Here is a 17,013-nt window from a genome sequence, read left to right on the forward strand (position 1 = left end):
GGCAATGACGCAAATGATCTCCCCACCAGCGCAAAGGCGTTCTAGGCTCTTTCCTACCGCCGAGTCGCGCAGTGCGGGGACGGGCACCGCACACGCACCGGAGCGCCAGCGGTACGCGAGCGCAGCCCACGACCGAGGGCTCCGCCGGGCAAGGAGGGCCGCATGACCGTACGGCGAGTAATGGGCATCGAGACGGAGTACGGGATCTCCGTCCCCGGCCACCCCAACGCCAATGCCATGCTCACCTCGTCCCAGATCGTCAACGCCTACGCGGCGGCGATGCACCGGGCCCGGCGAGCCCGCTGGGACTTCGAGGAGGAGAACCCGCTACGGGACGCCCGCGGCTTCGACCTCGCGCGCGAGGCCGCCGACGCCAGCCAGCTCACCGACGAGGACATCGGCCTCGCCAACGTGATCCTCACCAACGGCGCCCGCCTCTACGTCGACCACGCACACCCCGAATACAGCGCCCCCGAGGTCACCAACCCCCGGGACGCCGTCCTCTGGGACAAGGCCGGCGAACGCATCATGGCCGAAGCCGCCGAACGAGCCGCCGCACTCCCCGGCGCCCAGCCCATCCACCTCTACAAGAACAACACCGACAACAAGGGCGCCTCCTACGGCACGCACGAGAACTACCTGATGAAGCGGGAAACCCCCTTCTCGGACATCGTGCGCCACCTCACCCCCTTCTTCGTCTCCCGCCAGGTCGTCACCGGCGCAGGCCGCGTCGGCATCGGCCAGGACGGCCACGAACACGGCTTCCAGCTCAGCCAGCGCGCCGACTACTTCGAGGTCGAGGTCGGCCTGGAGACGACGCTGAAACGGCCGATCATCAACACCAGGGACGAGCCCCACGCGGACGCGGAGAAGTACCGCCGCCTCCATGTGATCATCGGCGACGCGAACCTGTCCGAGATCTCGACCTACCTGAAACTCGGCACGACCGCCCTGGTCCTCTCGATGATCGAAGACGGCTTCATCGCCGTCGACCTCGCCGTCGACCAGCCCGTACGCACCCTCCACCAGGTCTCCCACGACCCGACGCTGAAGCGGCTGATCACCCTCCGCAGCGGACGCACACTCACCGCGGTCCAGCTCCAGATGGAGTACTACGAGCTGTCGCGCAAATACGTCGAGGAGCGCTACGGCGCCGACGCCGACGACCAGACCAAGGACGTCCTCGCCCGCTGGGAGGACACCCTCAACCGCCTCGAACGCGATCCCATGAGCCTCTCCGGAGAACTCGACTGGGTCGCCAAGCTGGAACTCATGGAGGGCTACCGCCGCCGCGACGGTCTCGACTGGGACGCCGCCAAGCTGCACCTCCTCGACCTCCAGTACGCCGACGTACGGGCCGAGAAGGGCCTCTACAACCGCCTCGCGGCCCGCGGACGCATGAAGCGGCTCCTGGACGAGGCCGACGTGGAACGGGCCCGCACCAGCCCGCCCGAGGACACCCGGGCCTACTTCCGCGGCCGCTGCCTGGAGCAGTACGCCGACGACGTCGCCGCGGCCAGCTGGGACTCGGTCATCTTCGACCTCCCCGGCCGCGACAGCCTCCAGCGCGTCCCAACCCTGGAACCGCTACGCGGAACGCGAAATCACGTCAAGGAGCTCCTGGACCGCTGCCGCACCGCAGAAGACCTGGTCAGGGTCCTTTCCGGCGGCTGAACGAGTACCCGGAGCACACCGGGCGACCGGGGTCAAAACCCCGGCGCCCGGGAATCATCGAGGTGGCCCCCGTACGTTGGAGAAACTGCGGGGCCGATGTCGGACCCGGCTTGTAGGGTCTGATCATCACCGATCGGCAGGAAAGCCGACCTGTCGACCCATGTCGGGCGAACTGAGCGGGGTGAGTGTCATGGCAACCAAGGACACCGGCGGCGGACAGCAGAAGGCGACGCACTCCACCGAGGAGGTCGAGGAGCAGGCGGCAGAGTCGCAGGGCTCCGAGGACCTCAAGGAGCGGCACGAGAAGCTGAGCGACGACGTCGACTCGGTTCTGGACGAGATCGACGATGTCTTGGAGGAGAACGCCGAGGACTTCGTTCGATCATTTGTTCAAAAAGGCGGCGAGTAGCCTTCGAATTGAAGGTCTGCGGGGGACTCAAAGTTGGCGAACGAAGGTGGGGCGAAGTGCTGTGTGCGGTGCGGTGAAGTAAAGCCGCACGCAGCCTTCGCGCGGAAGCGATCAAACCTCGACGGTCTCCAGCACCATTGCCGGGACTGCTCGTCGGACTACCATCGAGCGCGCCAGGAGAGCCTGGGGCGAAAGGTCAGGCCGAAGGTCGATGTTCCTGAAGGTCACAAACTCTGCCTGAAGTGCGGCGAGGTGAAGCCGTGGAGCGAGTGGCATCGAAACGCCACGGCCTCGGACGGCCTCTCGACCCGCTGCAAGTCGTGCAGAGCTGTCGAGGGGCGTGCCGGGCACCTGAAGCGCAACTACAACCTCACCGAAGCCGAGCGCGACGCGATGGTCGCCTCCCAGTACGGGATCTGCGCGATCTGTCTATCTGCCCCGCCCGTGCATGTGGATCACTGCCACAAGACGGGTAGGGTCCGAGGCGTACTGTGCTTCAACTGCAATTCGGCCATCGGCAAATTGAGGGACAAGCCCGACGCCGCTCGCCGAGCCGCTGCTTACCTGGAAGGAAACTTGTGGAAGCCAACACTCGTAGCACCGGGCGTCTACCAGCTGCCTTCCTGACGCCTGGGTCGTCCTCGTTCATGGACTTTCTCGGTGAGCACCAGCCGGAGCTGCTGCCCGGCAGGCGGCAGTTGCCGCCCACGCAGGGGGTGATCGAGGCGCCGCACGGGACGACGATCGTGGCGGTGACCTTCCCCGGGGGCGTGGTGCTCGCCGGTGACCGTCGGGCCACGATGGGCAACGTGATCGCGCAGCGGGACATCGAGAAGGTGTTCCCGGCCGACGAGTACTCGGCCGTCGGTATCGCCGGCACCGCCGGTCTCGCCGTGGAGATGGTGAAGCTGTTCCAGCTGGAGCTGGAGCACTTCGAGAAGGTCGAGGGTGCCCAGCTGTCGCTGGAGGGCAAGGCGAACCGGCTGTCGACGATGATCCGGTCCAATCTCGGCATGGCGATGCAGGGGCTGGCCGTGGTGCCGCTGTTCGCCGGGTTCGACGTGGACCGGAACAAGGGGCGGATCTTCTCCTACGACGTGACCGGTGGCCGTTCCGAGGAGCACCACTTCGCCGCCACGGGGTCCGGCTCGATCTTCGCGCGCGGTGCGATGAAGAAGCTGTTCCGTGACGACCTGTCCGAGGAGCAGGCGACCACGCTGGTGGTGCAGGCTCTGTACGACGCGGCCGACGACGACTCGGCGACGGGTGGTCCCGATGTCGCCCGCCGGATCTTCCCGATCATCACCGTGATCACCGACGGCGGTTTCCGCCGGCTCACCGACGACGAGTCCTCCGAGCTGGCCCGTGCGGTGCTGGCGCGCCGTCTGGAGGAGCCGGACGGTCCGCGCGCGGCGCTGCTGTAGGGCGTCGGCGTTCTTATCAAGGTGATCCCAGTGACTTCGACGGAACCCTAAGGAAGGGGACGGATACCGGTGTCGACGCCGTTCTATGTCTCACCTCAGCAGGCGATGGCGGACCGTGCCGAGTACGCCCGCAAGGGCATCGCGCGTGGCCGCAGTCTGGTTGTGCTCCAGTACGCCGACGGCATCGTGTTCGTCGGTGAGAACCCGTCCCGTGCGCTGCACAAGTTCAGCGAGATCTATGACCGGATCGGTTTCGCGGCCGCCGGTAAGTACAACGAGTACGAGAATCTGCGGATCGGAGGTGTGCGGTACGCGGATCTGCGTGGTTACACCTATGACCGTGACGATGTGACGGCGCGTGGTCTGGCGAACGTGTACGCGCAGACGCTGGGCACGATCTTCTCGTCGGCGGCGGAGAAGCCGTACGAGGTGGAGCTGGTCGTCGCGGAGGTGGGGGAGACTCCGGAGGGTGACCAGATCTATCGGTTGCCGCATGATGGTTCGATCGTGGACGAGCACGGTTCGGTGGCGGTCGGTGGCAGTGCGGAGCAGATCAGCACGTATCTGGACCGTGAGCACCGGGAGGGTATGACCCTTGCGGAGGCTCTGAAGCTGGCTGTGACGGCGTTGTCGCGGGAGTCGAACGGTACGCAGCGGGAGATTCCGGCGGAGCGTCTGGAGGTCGCGGTGCTGGACCGGACGCGTCCGCAGCAGCGGAAGTTCAAGCGGATCGTGGGTCCGCAGCTGTCGCGGCTGCTGGAGTCGGACGGTGCGGCGACGGCTGCGGAGGCCGAGGATGCCGAGGAGTCCGGCGGGGACGTCGAGTAGCCCTGCTGTTGCTCTTGCTTCACCCGCTCAGCGCCCCGCCCGGGAGTCTTCCGGGCGGGGCGCGGGCGTTGTCGGGCGTTCCCGGGGGTCAGGGTTGGCGTGGGGGTGCTGTGGAGTCACGTACGACGAGTTCGACGGGGATGTCTCCGTGTTCGGGTTCGCGGCCGTCCAGGACGGCGAGGAGGGCTTGCATGCCGCGTTCGCCGAAGAGTTCCGCGTCGAGGCGGACGGTGGTGAGTTCGGGGTCGATGGCGGTGGCGAGGGCGAGGTCGTCGAGGCCGGTGACGGAGATGTCGTCGGGGATGTGCAGGCCTTGGCGGCGGATGGCCTTGTAGGCGCCGGCGGCGAGTTTGTCGTCGTCGCAGACGAGGGCGGTGGGGCGGGGGCCGGGGGCGGTGAGGGCGGCCTCGGTGGCCGTGCGGGCGCCTTCGATGGAGATGGGGGCCCGGACGGTGCGTACCGAGGTGCCGGGGACGTCTGCGGTGCGGGTGGCGAGTGTGCGGGCGCGTACCTCGAAGGTCCAGGAGGCGATGTCGGCGGCCAGGTGGAGGAAGTGGCGGTGGCCGAGGCCGAGCAGGTGGTCGGCGACCTGGCGTACGCCGTCGGCGATGTCGAGGTTGACGGTGGCGGCGCCGAGGCTGCCGTCGGGGTCGCTGTCGAGCATGACGAGGGGGAGTTGGTCGCCGCGGATGGCGGTGAGGGCGTCGGCTGCCATGGATGAGGCGATGATGCCGTCGAGGGCGGCCTGGGCGGAGCCGAAGGGGTTGCGGGCGGGGCCGATGCCTTCGGGGGAGGGGTAGAGGACGACGCCGAAGCCGTGTGCGGAGGCGACGCGGGCGGCGCCGGTGTAGACGCCGGCGAAGAACTCGGTGGTGAGGGCAGGGACGACGAGGAGGACGGTGCGGGTGTGGCCGAGGCGGAGGTTGCGGGCGGCGAGGTTGGGGCGGTAGCCGAGGTCGTGGGCGGCTTCGCGGACGCGTTGGGCGGTGGCTTCGGAGACGCGGCCGCGCCATTTGTCGCCGAGCACGAGCGACACGGCTGCCTGGGAGACGCCGGCTGCCTGGGCGACGTCGCGGCTCGTGGGGCGCGTGCTGCTGGGTGGCACCGGGGGTGGGCTCCTTCGTCTGGACGTGTGAACAGCGCACATGGTACGTATGGGAGACGGGGTTATACGTAAAACGTGGAGGTGGGACATGGCCGCGGGGTACCTGGAGATCCTCAGGGCGAGGCACGCGGCCCGGCTGCTGACGGGGACGTTGGTGGGGCGGCTGCCGAACGCGACGGCCGCGATCGCGATCGTGCTGTTCGTGCGTGCGGAGGGCGGTACGTACAGCCTGGCGGGGGCGCTGGCTGCGGTGTACGGGGTGGCCAACGCGGTGGGGCAGCCGGTGCTGGGGCGGCTGGTCGACCTGTGCGGGCAGCCGCGGGTCCAGTTGCCCGCGGCGCTCGCGTCGGCCGGGGCGATGGCGGTGTTCGCCTTCGCGGGTACCGGGTCGCTGCCGGTCGCGTATGCGGCCGTGGCGGGGGCCGGGCTGTTCACTCCGCCGCTGGAGGGCGGGCTGCGGGCTCTGTGGCCGAGTGTCCTGGGCGCGCAGGAGCAGGTGCACACGGCGTATGCGATGGACGCGGTGGCGCAGGAAGTCATGTTCACGGTGGGGCCGTTGCTGGTGACGTTGTGCGTGTCGCTGTGGTCGGCGCAGGCGGCGCTGCTGGTGGTGAACGTGGTGGGGGTGCTCGGGGCGCTCTCGGTGGTGGTCTCGGCGCCGTCGCGGGCGTGGCGGTCGGCGCCGCGGGAGGCGCACTGGCTGGGTGCGCTGCGGTCGTCCGGGTTGCTGGCGCTGCTGGCCGCCTTCCTGTTCGTGGGGGTTGCGCTGGGGTCCATCACGGTGGCGTCGGTGCCGTACGCGGACGGCCACGGGGGTGACGCGGTGTACGGCTGGATGATGGCGGCGCTGGGGCTGGGTGCGCTGCTGGGGGGCAGTGTCTACGGGGTGCGGCGGTGGGCGGGGGAGCCGGCGCGGCGACTGCGGGTGCTGGTGGCTCTTCTGGCGGTGTGTTATCTGCCGTTGATGCTGATGCCGGGGGCGTTGGCCATGGTGTTGCTCACAGTGCTGGCCGGGGTGTTCCTGGCGCCGGCGATCGCGTGTGCGTTCGTGCTGGTGGACCGGCATGCGCCGAGGGGCACGGTCACCGAGGCGTTCTCCTGGCTTGTGACGACGTTCACAGTGGGGGCGTCGGTGGGAACGGGCGTGGCGGGGCCGGTGGTCGAGGCGGGCGGGGCCCTGTGGGGGTTCGCCGTGCCGGGTGCGGCGGGGGGTGTGTCGTTGCTGGTCCTGGCGGTCACGGGGCGGGTCCTCGCAGCTCCCGGTGGGGGTGAGGTGGTTGCGGCCGGTTCGGAAAATGATCCAAATCGTGCTGTCGAACCCCGTTTCAGCTCAGGGGATCGGGCGTAATGTTCAGTCATGGACCGCCGCATTTTCGGGCTGGAGAACGAGTACGGCGTCACGTGCACGTTCAGGGGACAGCGCCGCCTGTCGCCTGACGAGGTGGCGCGGTACCTCTTCCGCCGTGTCGTGTCATGGGGCCGTAGCAGCAATGTCTTTCTGCGGAACGGCGCCCGGCTCTATCTCGACGTGGGCTCACATCCGGAATACGCGACACCCGAGTGTGACAATGTGACCGAACTGGTCACCCACGACAAGGCCGGCGAGCGCATTCTCGAAGGGCTGTTGGTGGACGCCGAACGACGCCTGCATGAGGAAGGAATCGCGGGCGACGTCTACCTTTTCAAGAACAACACGGACTCGGCGGGCAACTCCTATGGTTGCCACGAGAACTATCTGGTGGCGCGGCACGGGGAGTTCTCCCGGCTCGCGGACATCCTCATTCCGTTCCTGGTGACCCGGCAGCTGCTGTGCGGCGCCGGGAAGGTGCTGCAGACGCCGCGCGGTGCGGTGTACTGCGTGAGCCAGCGGGCGGAGCACATCTGGGAGGGCGTCTCCTCGGCGACGACGCGTTCCCGGCCGATCATCAACACGCGCGACGAGCCGCACGCGGACGCGGAGCGCTACCGCCGGCTGCACGTCATCGTCGGCGACTCGAACATGTCCGAGACGACGATGCTTCTGAAGGTCGGCGCGACCGACCTGGTGCTGCGCATGATCGAGGCGGGCACGGTGATGCGGGACCTGACCCTGGAGAACCCGATCCGGGCGATCCGCGAGGTCAGCCACGACATCACGGGCCGGCGCAAGGTGCGTCTGGCCAGCGGCCGGGAGGCCTCCGCGCTGGAGGTGCAGCGGGAGTACTACGAGAAGGCCGTGGACTTCTGCGAGCGCCGCGGTATCCGCACCGGCACGGTCGAGCAGGTGTTGGAGCTGTGGGGCCGGACGCTGGACGCGATCGAGGCCGAGGACCTGGACCGGATCGGCACCGAGATCGACTGGGTGATGAAGTACCAGCTCATCGAGCGGTACCGGGCCAAGCACAACATGACCATGTCTCATCCGCGGGTGGCGCAGATAGACCTCGCTTATCACGACATTCACCGTCGTCGAGGTCTGTATTACCTGCTGGAGAAGAAGGGGCAAGCCGCGCGGATCTGCAATGACTTGAAGATCTTCGAGGGCAAGTCGGTACCGCCGCAGACGACTCGGGCGCGGCTGCGCGGTGACTTCATCCGGCGGGCCCAGGAGCAGCGCCGGGACTTCACGGTCGACTGGGTGCATCTCAAGCTCAACGACCAGGCGCAGCGCACGGTGTTGTGCAAGGACCCGTTCCGTTCGGTCGACGACCGGGTGGAGAAGCTCATCGCCGGTATGTGAGAGATCGGCACAGAACGCCACACGGGCGCCGTACGTTTTCCGTACGGCGCCCTTCTCACGTCGTAGAGTTGCGCGCACGCCATCCGCAAGATCGACCGATTACGAGGCTCTTCCGTGCGCCGACGCTCTCTCCTCCTTGCCGCTGTTCCCGCGGGACTGGTCACGCTCGCCGGGTGTGGTGACGAGTCGTCCTCCTCCAGCAAGGCCAGCGCGTCGCCGTCGGCGTCCGCCTCGGTGCCGCCGCCGAAGATCGTGGACGGGCCGTTGCCGGCGATCACGGCGGGCACGAAGTTCGACGAGAAGCCGACCGTCGCCAAGGGCACGGGTGACCCGTCGAAGAACCTGGCGGTCAAGACGGTGATCGCGGGCAGCGGGAAGACGGTCGCGGAGAACGACTTCATCCAGGCCAACTACCTGGGGCAGATCTGGTCCACGGCGAAGGTCTTCGACCAGTCCTACGACCGTACGCCGCTGCTGATGCAGCTCGCCGCGGGCAGCATCATCGACGGCTGGCGGTACGGGCTGGCCGGGAAGAAGGCCGGCAGCCGGGTGCTGATGGCCGTGCCGCCGACCTGGGGGTACGGCAGCTCGGGCAACTCGCAGGCGGGGATCAAGGGCACGGACACGCTGGTGTTCGTGGTGGACATCCTGAACGCGTTCAACTCGAAGAGCTCCAGCACGGGCAAGGAGGTCGCGCAGAGCGACGCCGCGCTGCCCAGGATCGGCACGAACACGGACGGCAAGGCCCCCTCGATCGACATCCCGAAGGCGGACCCGCCGAAGCAGCTCGTGTCGAACTACGTGCTGGAGGGCGACGGCGCGGTGGTGCAGTCGGCGCAGACCGTCCTGTGCCAGTTCAAGGGCGAGGTCTGGGACAGCGGCACGGTCTTCGAGCAGACGTACGAGAGCGGGCGGCTGGCCCAGTTCTCGGTCGAGCAGATGCAGCAGGTCGTCAAGGGGCTGGCGCAGGGGATCACCGGCAAGAAGGTGGGCAGCCGGATCATGGTCGTCACGCCGCCGGACCTGGCCTACGGGAACAACCCGCCGAGCGGTGGTGTGGTGAAGAAGGGTTCGACGCTGGTGTTCACGGTGGACATTCTTGCGGCGATGTAGTCGCGCGGGCACGACCCCGGCGGGGATGAAAGACTGTCCCGGTTCCGTGTCGTACACAAGCAGGAGCGGAAGACGTGAACATCGACAAGCCCGAGATCGACTTCCCCGAGGGCGAGGCCCCGGCCGACCTGGAGATCAAGGACATCTGGGAGGGTGACGGCGAGGTGGCCCAGGCGGGCCAGACCGTCACCGTGCACTACGTGGGTGTCGCGTTCAGCACCGGCGAGGAGTTCGACGCCAGCTGGAACCGCGGCGCGCCGTTCCGCTTCCCGCTGGGCGGCGGCCGGGTCATCAAGGGCTGGGACCAGGGCGTGCAGGGCATGAAGGTCGGCGGGCGTCGCCAGCTGACCATTCCCGCCCACCTCGCCTACGGCGACCAGAGCCCGACTCCGGCGATCAAGCCCGGCGAGACGCTGATCTTCGTCGTGGACCTGCTCGGGGTCTGATCCCCGTTCCCGGCCGGCGTCGTTCGCGCGCCGGCCGGTCCTGACCGGGAACCGGCTGGACGAGGGCCCGCGCCGTGTGCGCGGGCCCTCGTCGTTTGTCGTGTCGTGTCCGTTTCGGCCGCCATTGTTTGGACTCGCTTTTGCCGTGACACTCCGGAGCGGTACGGTCATCGGTCAGGAGCACCATAGGGAAGGCGAAGGGCGTCGATGGCCATTGCCAAGGCCGAGCGGCTGATGAACCTGGCGCTGTGCCTGCTGGGGACGCGGCGGCCGCTCAGCAAGCGTGAGCTGCGGGACTCCATCGAGGCATACGTCGAGGCCACCGGGCCCGGAAGGGGTGCGGCGGGCAGCGACGACTCCTTCAGCCGGATGTTCGAGCGGGACAAGGACGATCTCCGCGAACTCGGGCTGGTGATCGAGACCGTCGAGAACCTGGACGGCGAGGTCGGCTACCTCGCGCGCCGCGACAGCAACCGCCTGCCGCCCATCACCCTGGACGCCGAGGAGGCCGCCGCCCTCGGTCTCGCCGCGAAGATCTGGCAGCAGGCCCGGCTGGCCGGTGCCGCCAGCGGCGCCCTGCAGAAGCTCCGTGCGGCGGGCCTTCCCGAGGATGTCGACCCGTACGAGGTGCACGGCGCCCTGGAACCGCGGATCCCGGTGCACGAGGCCGCCTTCGAGCCGCTGATGCTGGCCTGCCGGGACCGCCGCCCGGTCGTCTTCGACTACCGCAAGGCCACCGCCGCCCGCCCCGAGACCCGGAACGTGGAGCCCTGGGCCCTGGAGTGCTGGCGCGGCCACTGGTACCTGGCGGGCTGGGACCGCGACCGGGGCGCCGAGCGGGTGTTCCGGCTGTCCCGGATCACCGGGAAGGTCCGCTCCCGGGGCACCGCCTTCACCGCGCCGGTCCCGGACGTCGTCACCGTCCGCGAGACGGTGGCGAGCTGGGCCGGTGAGATCGCGGACCGTTCCGCGCTGATCCGGCTGCGCTCCGGTGCCGGCTACCCCCTTCGGGCGAAGGCCGCCGCGGTGCGGGAACTCGGAGACGGGTGGGACGAGTTGGAGATTCCGTACGGGCACGGGCTGGACGCCTGGCTGGTGGAGTTCGGGCCGGACGTGGTGGTCCTGGAGCCGGCCGAGCTGCGGGCGGACGTCGTGGACCGGCTGCGTGCCGTGGCCAAGGGCTGAGGGGGAGCGGAGCAAGGCAGTGGCAGGCAAACCGGTCAGGCCCGTGAACGCCATCGACCAGACCCGGCGGATGCTCTCCCTGGTGACCTACCTGCGCGAGCGCCCCGGCGCCCGGATCGCGGACGTGGCGCGCGCCTTCGGGATCACCGAGGACGAGCTGGTCTCCGACCTCGACGTGCTGCCCATGTGCGGCACCAGCTTCCGGGGCGGCGATCTGCTGGACATCGACACCGACGGCGAGCGGATCTGGTGGCACAACGCGGCCGCGCTCGGCGAGGAGGCCGCCGAACCGCTCAGGCTCGCCGCCGACGAGGCGACCGCGCTCCTGGTCGCGGCCCGCGCGGTGGCCACCCTGCCCGGCCTGCGCGAGGGCGACCGGCAGGCGCTGCTGCGGGCCACCGCCAAGGTGGAGACCGCGGCCGGCGAGGCGGGCGACGCCAGCGCCCGGCTGTCGGTGACCTTCGAGTCCGAGGGCGGGGTCTTCGCCGACGTCGACCGGGCCATCGCCGAGCGCCGCCGGCTGTGGATCCGCTACTACTCACCGGCCCGCGACGAGCTGACCGAGCGCGAGATCGACCCCATCCGCCTGGTCAGCGTCGGCCACACCTATGTGGAGGCCTGGTGCCGCCGCTCCGAGGCCCGGCGCACCTTCCGGCTCGACCGGGTCGCCGAGATCAGGATCCTCGACGAGCCGTCCGCACCCCCCGAGATCGAGCTGCGCGACCTGTCCGAGGCCCTGGTGCAGCCGGCCGCCGAGGACCCCGAGGTGGTCGTCGAGGTCGGCCCGGCCGGCCGCTGGGTCGCCGAGTACTACCCGCACGACAGCGCGGATGAGCTTCCCGACGGCGGGCTGCGTATTACTCTGCGCACCCCCGATCCGGCCTCCCTGCGCCGGCTGGCGCTCAGGCTCGGCGGCGACGGCCGGATCGTGTCACCGCCCGAGCTGGCCGACAGCGCCCGCCGGGCGGCCCGCGAGGCACTGGCGGCGTACGACCACGTTGGGCACGGCGACGAGGAAGGGCAGGGGCGAGGGTTTTGAACGAGTCTTCGGGCGTTCTGGAGGGGTCTTCGGGTTCCGGCGGCGCGGGCGCGCGCGAGATGACGGTCGCGGCCGCCTTCGCCGGGATGAGAAGAGTGGTCCCCGTGGTGTTCAGGGCGGGCTGCCCGGACTGCCGGAACAGTTTCGAGCTCACCGCGAGCGCCCTGCGCCTGGCCATCGGAGCCACCAGCAAGACGACGTTCTACTCGTTCACCTGCCCCGACTGCGGGGCCGCCGTCCGCAAGCCCGCCGGCGAGCGGATCGTCGAACTGCTCACCGGCGGCGGGGTCAGGACACTGCGGCTGCACCCCACCGTCTAGGCTCGGCCCCATGTTCTGGGCGATGGTCGCGGTAGCTGTGGGTTTCGTGGGTCTCGCCGTGCTCGGTGTGCTCGCCGTCCGGGTCTTCCTGGAGGCGCGGCGGCTGGGCGCGCAGGTCGCGGAGTCGGCACGGCGCATCAACCGGGCCGCGGAGGACCTGGAGCGGGCGGCCGAGAGCGCGGCCCGCACTGTGGACGCACTGTGACTCCCGCTGTGCGAGCGGTGTGAGTAGTGGGCCATAAGCGGTTTGCGTCACTTCGCCCTGTCACGGCGCCCGGTGGGAAAGGTACGCTGCTGCAGCGGCACGGAGAACGAGGCCCGTTCCGCGGACCGGGAGTACGCACGGGGATTGCCTGACGTTTACCCCTGAGCGTTACGATCGCTGAGAGCACGATCACTCGGACGCATGTCCGACGGATCTGACAGCATCCCACCCAGCCGCCTCGGTGAGAAGGTAAAGACTTATGTTCGGAAGGCTCGGCGCCCCCGAGATCATTCTCATCCTCGTCGTCGTCATCCTGCTGTTCGGCGCGAAGAAGCTTCCCGACATGGCGCGCTCGCTCGGCAAGTCCGCTCGCATCCTCAAGAGCGAGGCCAAGGCGATGAAGGAAGACGGCAACACCACGACCTCCGCCCAGGCGCCCGCCTCCGGCGAGCAGTCCCAGGCGCAGCGCACCATTCAGGCGGCCCCCGGCGACGTGACCAGCGCCCGCCCGGTCAACGAGCCGTCGGACTCCACCCAGCGCTGATGCAAGGCCGGTAGCCCCCGGCCTGCCGCACGAGATGAGGACGTGGGTTGCAAAAGTCTGCCCGCAAACAGGAGAAGGATCCCGAGGGGCGGATGCCTCTCGCGGATCACCTTCGCGAGCTCCGCAACCGGCTCGCGAAGGCGATGCTGGCCATCATCGTCATCACGGTGGTCGCCGCCTTCTTCTACAACAACATCATCGACTTTCTCACCAAGCCGATCCTCGACTCGGTCGGTTGCCACCACACCTTCTCGGAGATGAACACGACGAAGGGTGACGAGCAGTGCGCGCAGATCACCATCAACGGTCTGCTCGCGCCGTTCACCCTCGCCCTCCAGGTCTCCCTGATGGCGGGCGTGGTGTTCGCCTCGCCGGTGTGGCTGTACCAGCTGTGGGCGTTCGTCGCTCCCGGTCTGCACCGGCATGAGAAGAAGTACGCCTACGCGTTCGTCGGCACCGGCGTCCCGCTCTTCTTCGCCGGCGCCTACTTCGCGTACCGGGTCCTGCCGACCACCGCGAAGGTGCTCATCGGCTTCACCCCGCACGGGGTCAGCAACCTGCTGCCGCTCGACGACCTGCTGCAGCTGGTCACCCGCATGGTGATCGTCTTCGGTCTCTCCTTCGAGCTGCCCCTGCTCCTGGTGATGCTCAATCTCACCGGCATCATCACCGGCAAGCGCATGCTCGGCTGGTGGCGGGCGATGATCCTCGGCATCACGGTCTTCGCGGCCGTGGCCACCCCGAGCACCGACCCGCTCTCCATGCTCGCGCTCGCCGGACCGATCTGGGTGCTGTACTTCGCCGCGGTCGCGTTCTCCCTCCTGAACGACCGGCGCAAGCGCCGCCGCGACGACGACGGCCTCGACGACGACGAGGCCTCCGACCTCGACCTCACCCCCGAGGACGTCGGCGAGATCGAGACCGTCTCCGCCAGCCGCGCGCTGCCCGAGGGCCCGGACCGGGTCAACGGCTACGACGACGTGACCTGACCGGGCGACCACATTCACCGGGAGGTGCCCGCGTCCCATGACGCGGGCACCTCTTCGTTGTCCGTTGTCCCATGTTCCGGATAATGATCGTCCTGTTGTCAGTGGGGACCGGTACGCTCGAAAGCACGATGACAGAGGACCTCTCACCGGCCGAGCGGTATGCGGTGGCCCGCAAGCGGGCCGCCGAGCAGGCCACCGCGCTCGCGTCGTTCCGCGAGATGTACGACTTCGGCCTCGACCCCTTCCAGATCGAGGCCTGCCAGGCGCTCGAAGCCGGAAAGGGCGTACTGGTGGCCGCCCCCACCGGCTCCGGCAAGACGATCGTGGGCGAGTTCGCCGTCCACCTCGCCCTCATGCAGGGCAAGAAGTGCTTCTACACGACACCCATCAAGGCGCTGTCGAACCAGAAGTACGCCGATCTCTGCCGCCGCTACGGCGACGGCATGGTCGGCCTCCTCACCGGTGACAACAGCATCAACCCGGACGCCGCCGTGGTCGTCATGACCACCGAGGTCCTGCGGAACATGCTGTACGCGGGCTCCCAGACCCTCATCGGCCTCGGTTACGTGGTGATGGACGAGGTCCACTACCTCTCCGACCGGTTCCGCGGCGCCGTCTGGGAAGAGGTGATCATCCACCTCCCGGAGTCCGTGACCCTGGTGTCCCTGTCGGCGACCGTCTCCAACGCCGAGGAGTTCGGCGACTGGCTCGACACCGTCCGCGGCGACACCGAGGTCATCGTCTCCGAGCACCGGCCGGTCCCGCTCTTCCAGCACGTGCTCGCCGGACGCCGGATGTACGACCTGTTCGAGGAGGGCGAGGGCCACAAGAAGGCCGTCAACCCCGACCTCGCCCGGCTGGCCCGCATGGAGGCGCAGCGCCCGTCGTTCCAGGACCGCAGACGCGGCCGGGCGATGCGCGAGGCCGACCGGGAGCGGGAGCGCCGACAGCGGTCCCGGGTGTGGACACCGGGCCGCCCCGAGGTCATCGAGCGGCTCGACAACGAGGGCCTGCTGCCCGCCATCACCTTCATCTTCAGCCGCGCCGCCTGCGAGGCCGCCGTCCAGCAGTGCCTCTACGCGGGCCTGAGGCTCAACGACGACGAGGCGCGGGACAAGGTGCGTGCCCTCGTCGAGGAGCGCACCTCCTCGATCCCGCCGGAGGACCTGCACGTCCTCGGTTACTACGAGTGGCTCGAAGGCCTGGAGCGCGGCATCGCCGCCCACCATGCCGGCATGCTCCCGACCTTCAAGGAGGTCGTCGAGGAACTCTTCGTACGCGGCCTGGTGAAGGCCGTGTTCGCCACCGAGACCCTCGCGCTCGGCATCAACATGCCCGCCCGCTCGGTGGTGCTGGAGAAGCTCGTCAAGTGGAACGGCGAGCAGCACGCCGACATCACGCCCGGCGAGTACACACAGTTGACCGGGCGGGCCGGCCGCCGGGGTATCGACGTCGAGGGCCATGCCGTGGTGCTGTGGCAGCGCGGGATGAGCCCCGAGCACCTCGCCGGGCTGGCGGGCACCCGTACGTATCCGCTGCGGTCCAGCTTCAAGCCGTCGTACAACATGGCGGTCAACCTGGTCGACCAGTTCGGGCGGCACCGCTCGCGGGAACTGCTGGAGACGTCGTTCGCGCAGTTCCAGGCCGACAAGTCGGTCGTCGGGATCTCCCGCCAGGTGCAGCGCAACGAGGAAGGGCTCGCCGGGTACAAGGAGTCCATGACCTGCCACCTCGGCGACTTCGAGGAGTACGCGCGGCTGCGGCGGGAGCTGAAGGACCGCGAGACCGAACTGGCCCGGCAGGGCGTCTCCGAGCGGCGCGCCGAGGCGGCGGTCGCCCTGGAGAAGCTCAAGCCGGGCGACGTCATCCATGTGCCGACCGGCAAGTACGCCGGGCTCGCGCTGGTCCTCGACCCCGGGCTGCCCGCCGGGCGGTCCAACGGCCACCGCGGCTTCGAACAGCACGACGGGCCCCGGCCGTTGGTCCTCACGGCCGAACGGCAGGTCAAGCGGCTCGCCTCCATCGACTTCCCGGTGCCGGTCGAGGCGCTGGAGCGGATGCGGATCCCCAAGTCCTTCAACCCCCGCTCCCCGCAGTCCCGTCGGGACCTCGCCTCCGCGCTGCGCACCAAGGCCGGGCACATCCCGCCGGAGCGGGCCCGCAAGAAGCGCTCGCAGGCGGCCGACGACCGCGAGATCGCCCGCCTGCGCACCGCGATCCGGGCGCACCCCTGCCACGGCTGCAACGACCGCGAGGACCACGCCCGTTGGGCCGAGCGCTACCACCGGCTGATCCGCGACACCTCCCAGCTGGAGCGGCGCATCGAGGGCCGGACCAACACCATCGCCCGGACCTTCGACCGGATCGTGGCGCTGCTGACCGAGCTGGACTACCTGCGCGGCGACGAGGTCACCGAACACGGCAAGCGGCTGGCGCGCCTGTACGGCGAACTCGACCTGCTCGCCAGCGAATGCCTGCGGGCCGGCGTGTGGGAGGGGCTCAGCCCCGCCGAACTCGCCGCCTGCGTCTCGGCGCTGGTGTACGAGGCCCGGGTCGGCGACGACGCGATGGCGCCCAAGCTGCCCTCCGGGAAGGCCAAGGCCGCGCTCGGTGAGATGGTGCGGATCTGGGGGCGGCTCGACGCCCTCGAGGAGGACTTCCGGATCAACCAGACCGAGGGCGTCGGACAGCGCGAACCGGACCTCGGCTTCGCCTGGGCGGCCTACATGTGGGCGACGGGGCTGGGCCTGGACGAGGTGCTGCGGGAGGCGGAGATGCCGGCCGGCGACTTCGTGCGGTGGTGCAAGCAGGTCATCGACGTGCTGGGGCAGATCGCGGCTGCGTCTCCGGTGGAGGGCTCGACCGTGGGGAAGGCTGCGCGGAAGGCGGTTGATCTGGTGCTGCGGGGGGTTGTGGCCTACTCGTCGGTGGGGTGACGGATTCGTTGGCGGGTGCGGCTGGCCTGTGGCTGGTCGCGCAGTTCCTCCCCCAGCCTTCGGCCGGGGGTACCCCC

17 protein-coding genes are annotated in these 17,013 nt (G+C 69.3%); 16 read left to right on the forward strand and 1 reads right to left on the reverse strand.

The window, feature by feature from the left end:
* Positions 1 to 162 precede the first annotated feature (162 nt).
* The 5 genes from dop (at position 163) to prcA (ending at position 4,335) form a co-directional block, all read left to right on the forward strand.
* Positions 163 to 1,674 carry a depupylase/deamidase Dop gene (gene dop, locus ACIQVL_RS23635; protein ID WP_403429346.1) on the forward strand — a complete coding sequence of 504 codons (1,512 nt, stop codon included), beginning with the start codon at positions 163 to 165 and terminating at the stop codon, positions 1,672 to 1,674.
* A 190-nt stretch (positions 1,675 to 1,864) separates the two neighbouring features.
* On the forward strand, positions 1,865 to 2,083 hold the full coding sequence (locus tag ACIQVL_RS23640; RefSeq protein WP_234531430.1) for a ubiquitin-like protein Pup: 219 nt from the start codon (positions 1,865 to 1,867) through the stop codon (positions 2,081 to 2,083).
* A gap of 33 nt (positions 2,084 to 2,116) precedes the next feature.
* Positions 2,117 to 2,710: an endonuclease VII domain-containing protein gene (locus ACIQVL_RS23645; RefSeq protein WP_403476281.1), complete on the forward strand. Its 594-nt coding sequence runs from the start codon at positions 2,117 to 2,119 to the stop codon at positions 2,708 to 2,710.
* Positions 2,662 to 3,507, forward strand: coding sequence for a proteasome subunit beta (prcB, locus tag ACIQVL_RS23650; protein ID WP_403476282.1), 846 nt, complete (start codon positions 2,662 to 2,664; stop codon positions 3,505 to 3,507). Before ACIQVL_RS23645 ends, prcB begins: the two co-directional genes overlap by 49 nt.
* 69 nt (positions 3,508 to 3,576) lie before the next feature.
* On the forward strand, positions 3,577 to 4,335 hold the full coding sequence (prcA, locus tag ACIQVL_RS23655) for a proteasome subunit alpha (RefSeq protein WP_403429352.1): 759 nt from the start codon (positions 3,577 to 3,579) through the stop codon (positions 4,333 to 4,335).
* A gap of 88 nt (positions 4,336 to 4,423) precedes the next feature.
* Here the strand turns inward: prcA and ACIQVL_RS23660 are convergent, their stop codons facing one another.
* Positions 4,424 to 5,482, reverse strand: coding sequence for a LacI family DNA-binding transcriptional regulator (locus ACIQVL_RS23660; RefSeq protein WP_403476283.1), 1,059 nt, complete (start codon positions 5,480 to 5,482; stop codon positions 4,424 to 4,426).
* A 46-nt stretch (positions 5,483 to 5,528) separates the two neighbouring features.
* On the opposite strand from ACIQVL_RS23660, the gene ACIQVL_RS23665 reads away from it, so the two are divergent.
* The 11 genes from ACIQVL_RS23665 to ACIQVL_RS23715 all read left to right on the forward strand — a co-directional run bounded on the left by ACIQVL_RS23665 (position 5,529) and on the right by ACIQVL_RS23715 (position 16,936).
* Entirely contained in the window at positions 5,529 to 6,788 is a 1,260-nt protein-coding gene (locus ACIQVL_RS23665; protein ID WP_403476284.1) for an MFS transporter, read from the forward strand.
* Positions 6,789 to 6,797: 9 nt separating this feature from the next.
* Positions 6,798 to 8,159: a Pup--protein ligase gene (pafA, locus tag ACIQVL_RS23670; protein ID WP_067429457.1), complete on the forward strand. Its 1,362-nt coding sequence runs from the start codon at positions 6,798 to 6,800 to the stop codon at positions 8,157 to 8,159.
* Between the two features lie 114 nt (positions 8,160 to 8,273).
* On the forward strand, positions 8,274 to 9,272 hold the full coding sequence (locus ACIQVL_RS23675; RefSeq protein WP_403476285.1) for an FKBP-type peptidyl-prolyl cis-trans isomerase: 999 nt from the start codon (positions 8,274 to 8,276) through the stop codon (positions 9,270 to 9,272).
* Positions 9,273 to 9,346: 74 nt separating this feature from the next.
* Complete coding sequence (locus ACIQVL_RS23680) at positions 9,347 to 9,718, forward strand: FKBP-type peptidyl-prolyl cis-trans isomerase (protein ID WP_403429359.1); 372 nt, start codon at positions 9,347 to 9,349, stop codon at positions 9,716 to 9,718.
* 207 nt (positions 9,719 to 9,925) lie between these two features.
* Positions 9,926 to 10,903, forward strand: coding sequence for a helix-turn-helix transcriptional regulator (locus tag ACIQVL_RS23685; RefSeq protein WP_403476286.1), 978 nt, complete (start codon positions 9,926 to 9,928; stop codon positions 10,901 to 10,903).
* A 19-nt stretch (positions 10,904 to 10,922) separates the two neighbouring features.
* Positions 10,923 to 11,942 (forward strand): helix-turn-helix transcriptional regulator, encoded by a 1,020-nt coding sequence (locus tag ACIQVL_RS23690; protein WP_403429361.1) that lies wholly within the window; start codon positions 10,923 to 10,925, stop codon positions 11,940 to 11,942.
* A 59-nt stretch (positions 11,943 to 12,001) separates the two neighbouring features.
* On the forward strand, positions 12,002 to 12,262 hold the full coding sequence (locus ACIQVL_RS23695) for a hypothetical protein (protein ID WP_403476401.1): 261 nt from the start codon (positions 12,002 to 12,004) through the stop codon (positions 12,260 to 12,262).
* A 10-nt stretch (positions 12,263 to 12,272) separates the two neighbouring features.
* Positions 12,273 to 12,467: a hypothetical protein gene (locus tag ACIQVL_RS23700; protein ID WP_403429363.1), complete on the forward strand. Its 195-nt coding sequence runs from the start codon at positions 12,273 to 12,275 to the stop codon at positions 12,465 to 12,467.
* Between the two features lie 259 nt (positions 12,468 to 12,726).
* Positions 12,727 to 13,011: a Sec-independent protein translocase subunit TatA gene (gene tatA / locus ACIQVL_RS23705; protein ID WP_352365046.1), complete on the forward strand. Its 285-nt coding sequence runs from the start codon at positions 12,727 to 12,729 to the stop codon at positions 13,009 to 13,011.
* Between the two features lie 47 nt (positions 13,012 to 13,058).
* The gene (tatC, locus tag ACIQVL_RS23710; protein ID WP_403429364.1) at positions 13,059 to 14,000 is read left to right on the forward strand and encodes a twin-arginine translocase subunit TatC; all 942 of its coding nucleotides are present in this window, start codon (positions 13,059 to 13,061) and stop codon (positions 13,998 to 14,000) included.
* A gap of 83 nt (positions 14,001 to 14,083) precedes the next feature.
* Positions 14,084 to 16,936, forward strand: a complete 2,853-nt coding sequence (locus ACIQVL_RS23715; protein ID WP_403429366.1) for a DEAD/DEAH box helicase — start codon at positions 14,084 to 14,086, stop codon at positions 16,934 to 16,936.
* Positions 16,937 to 17,013: the final 77 nt, after the last annotated feature.

Origin of the sequence: Streptomyces sp. NPDC090499 (assembly GCF_044769305.1) — a bacterium.
Taxonomy (GTDB): domain Bacteria; phylum Actinomycetota; class Actinomycetes; order Streptomycetales; family Streptomycetaceae; genus Streptomyces.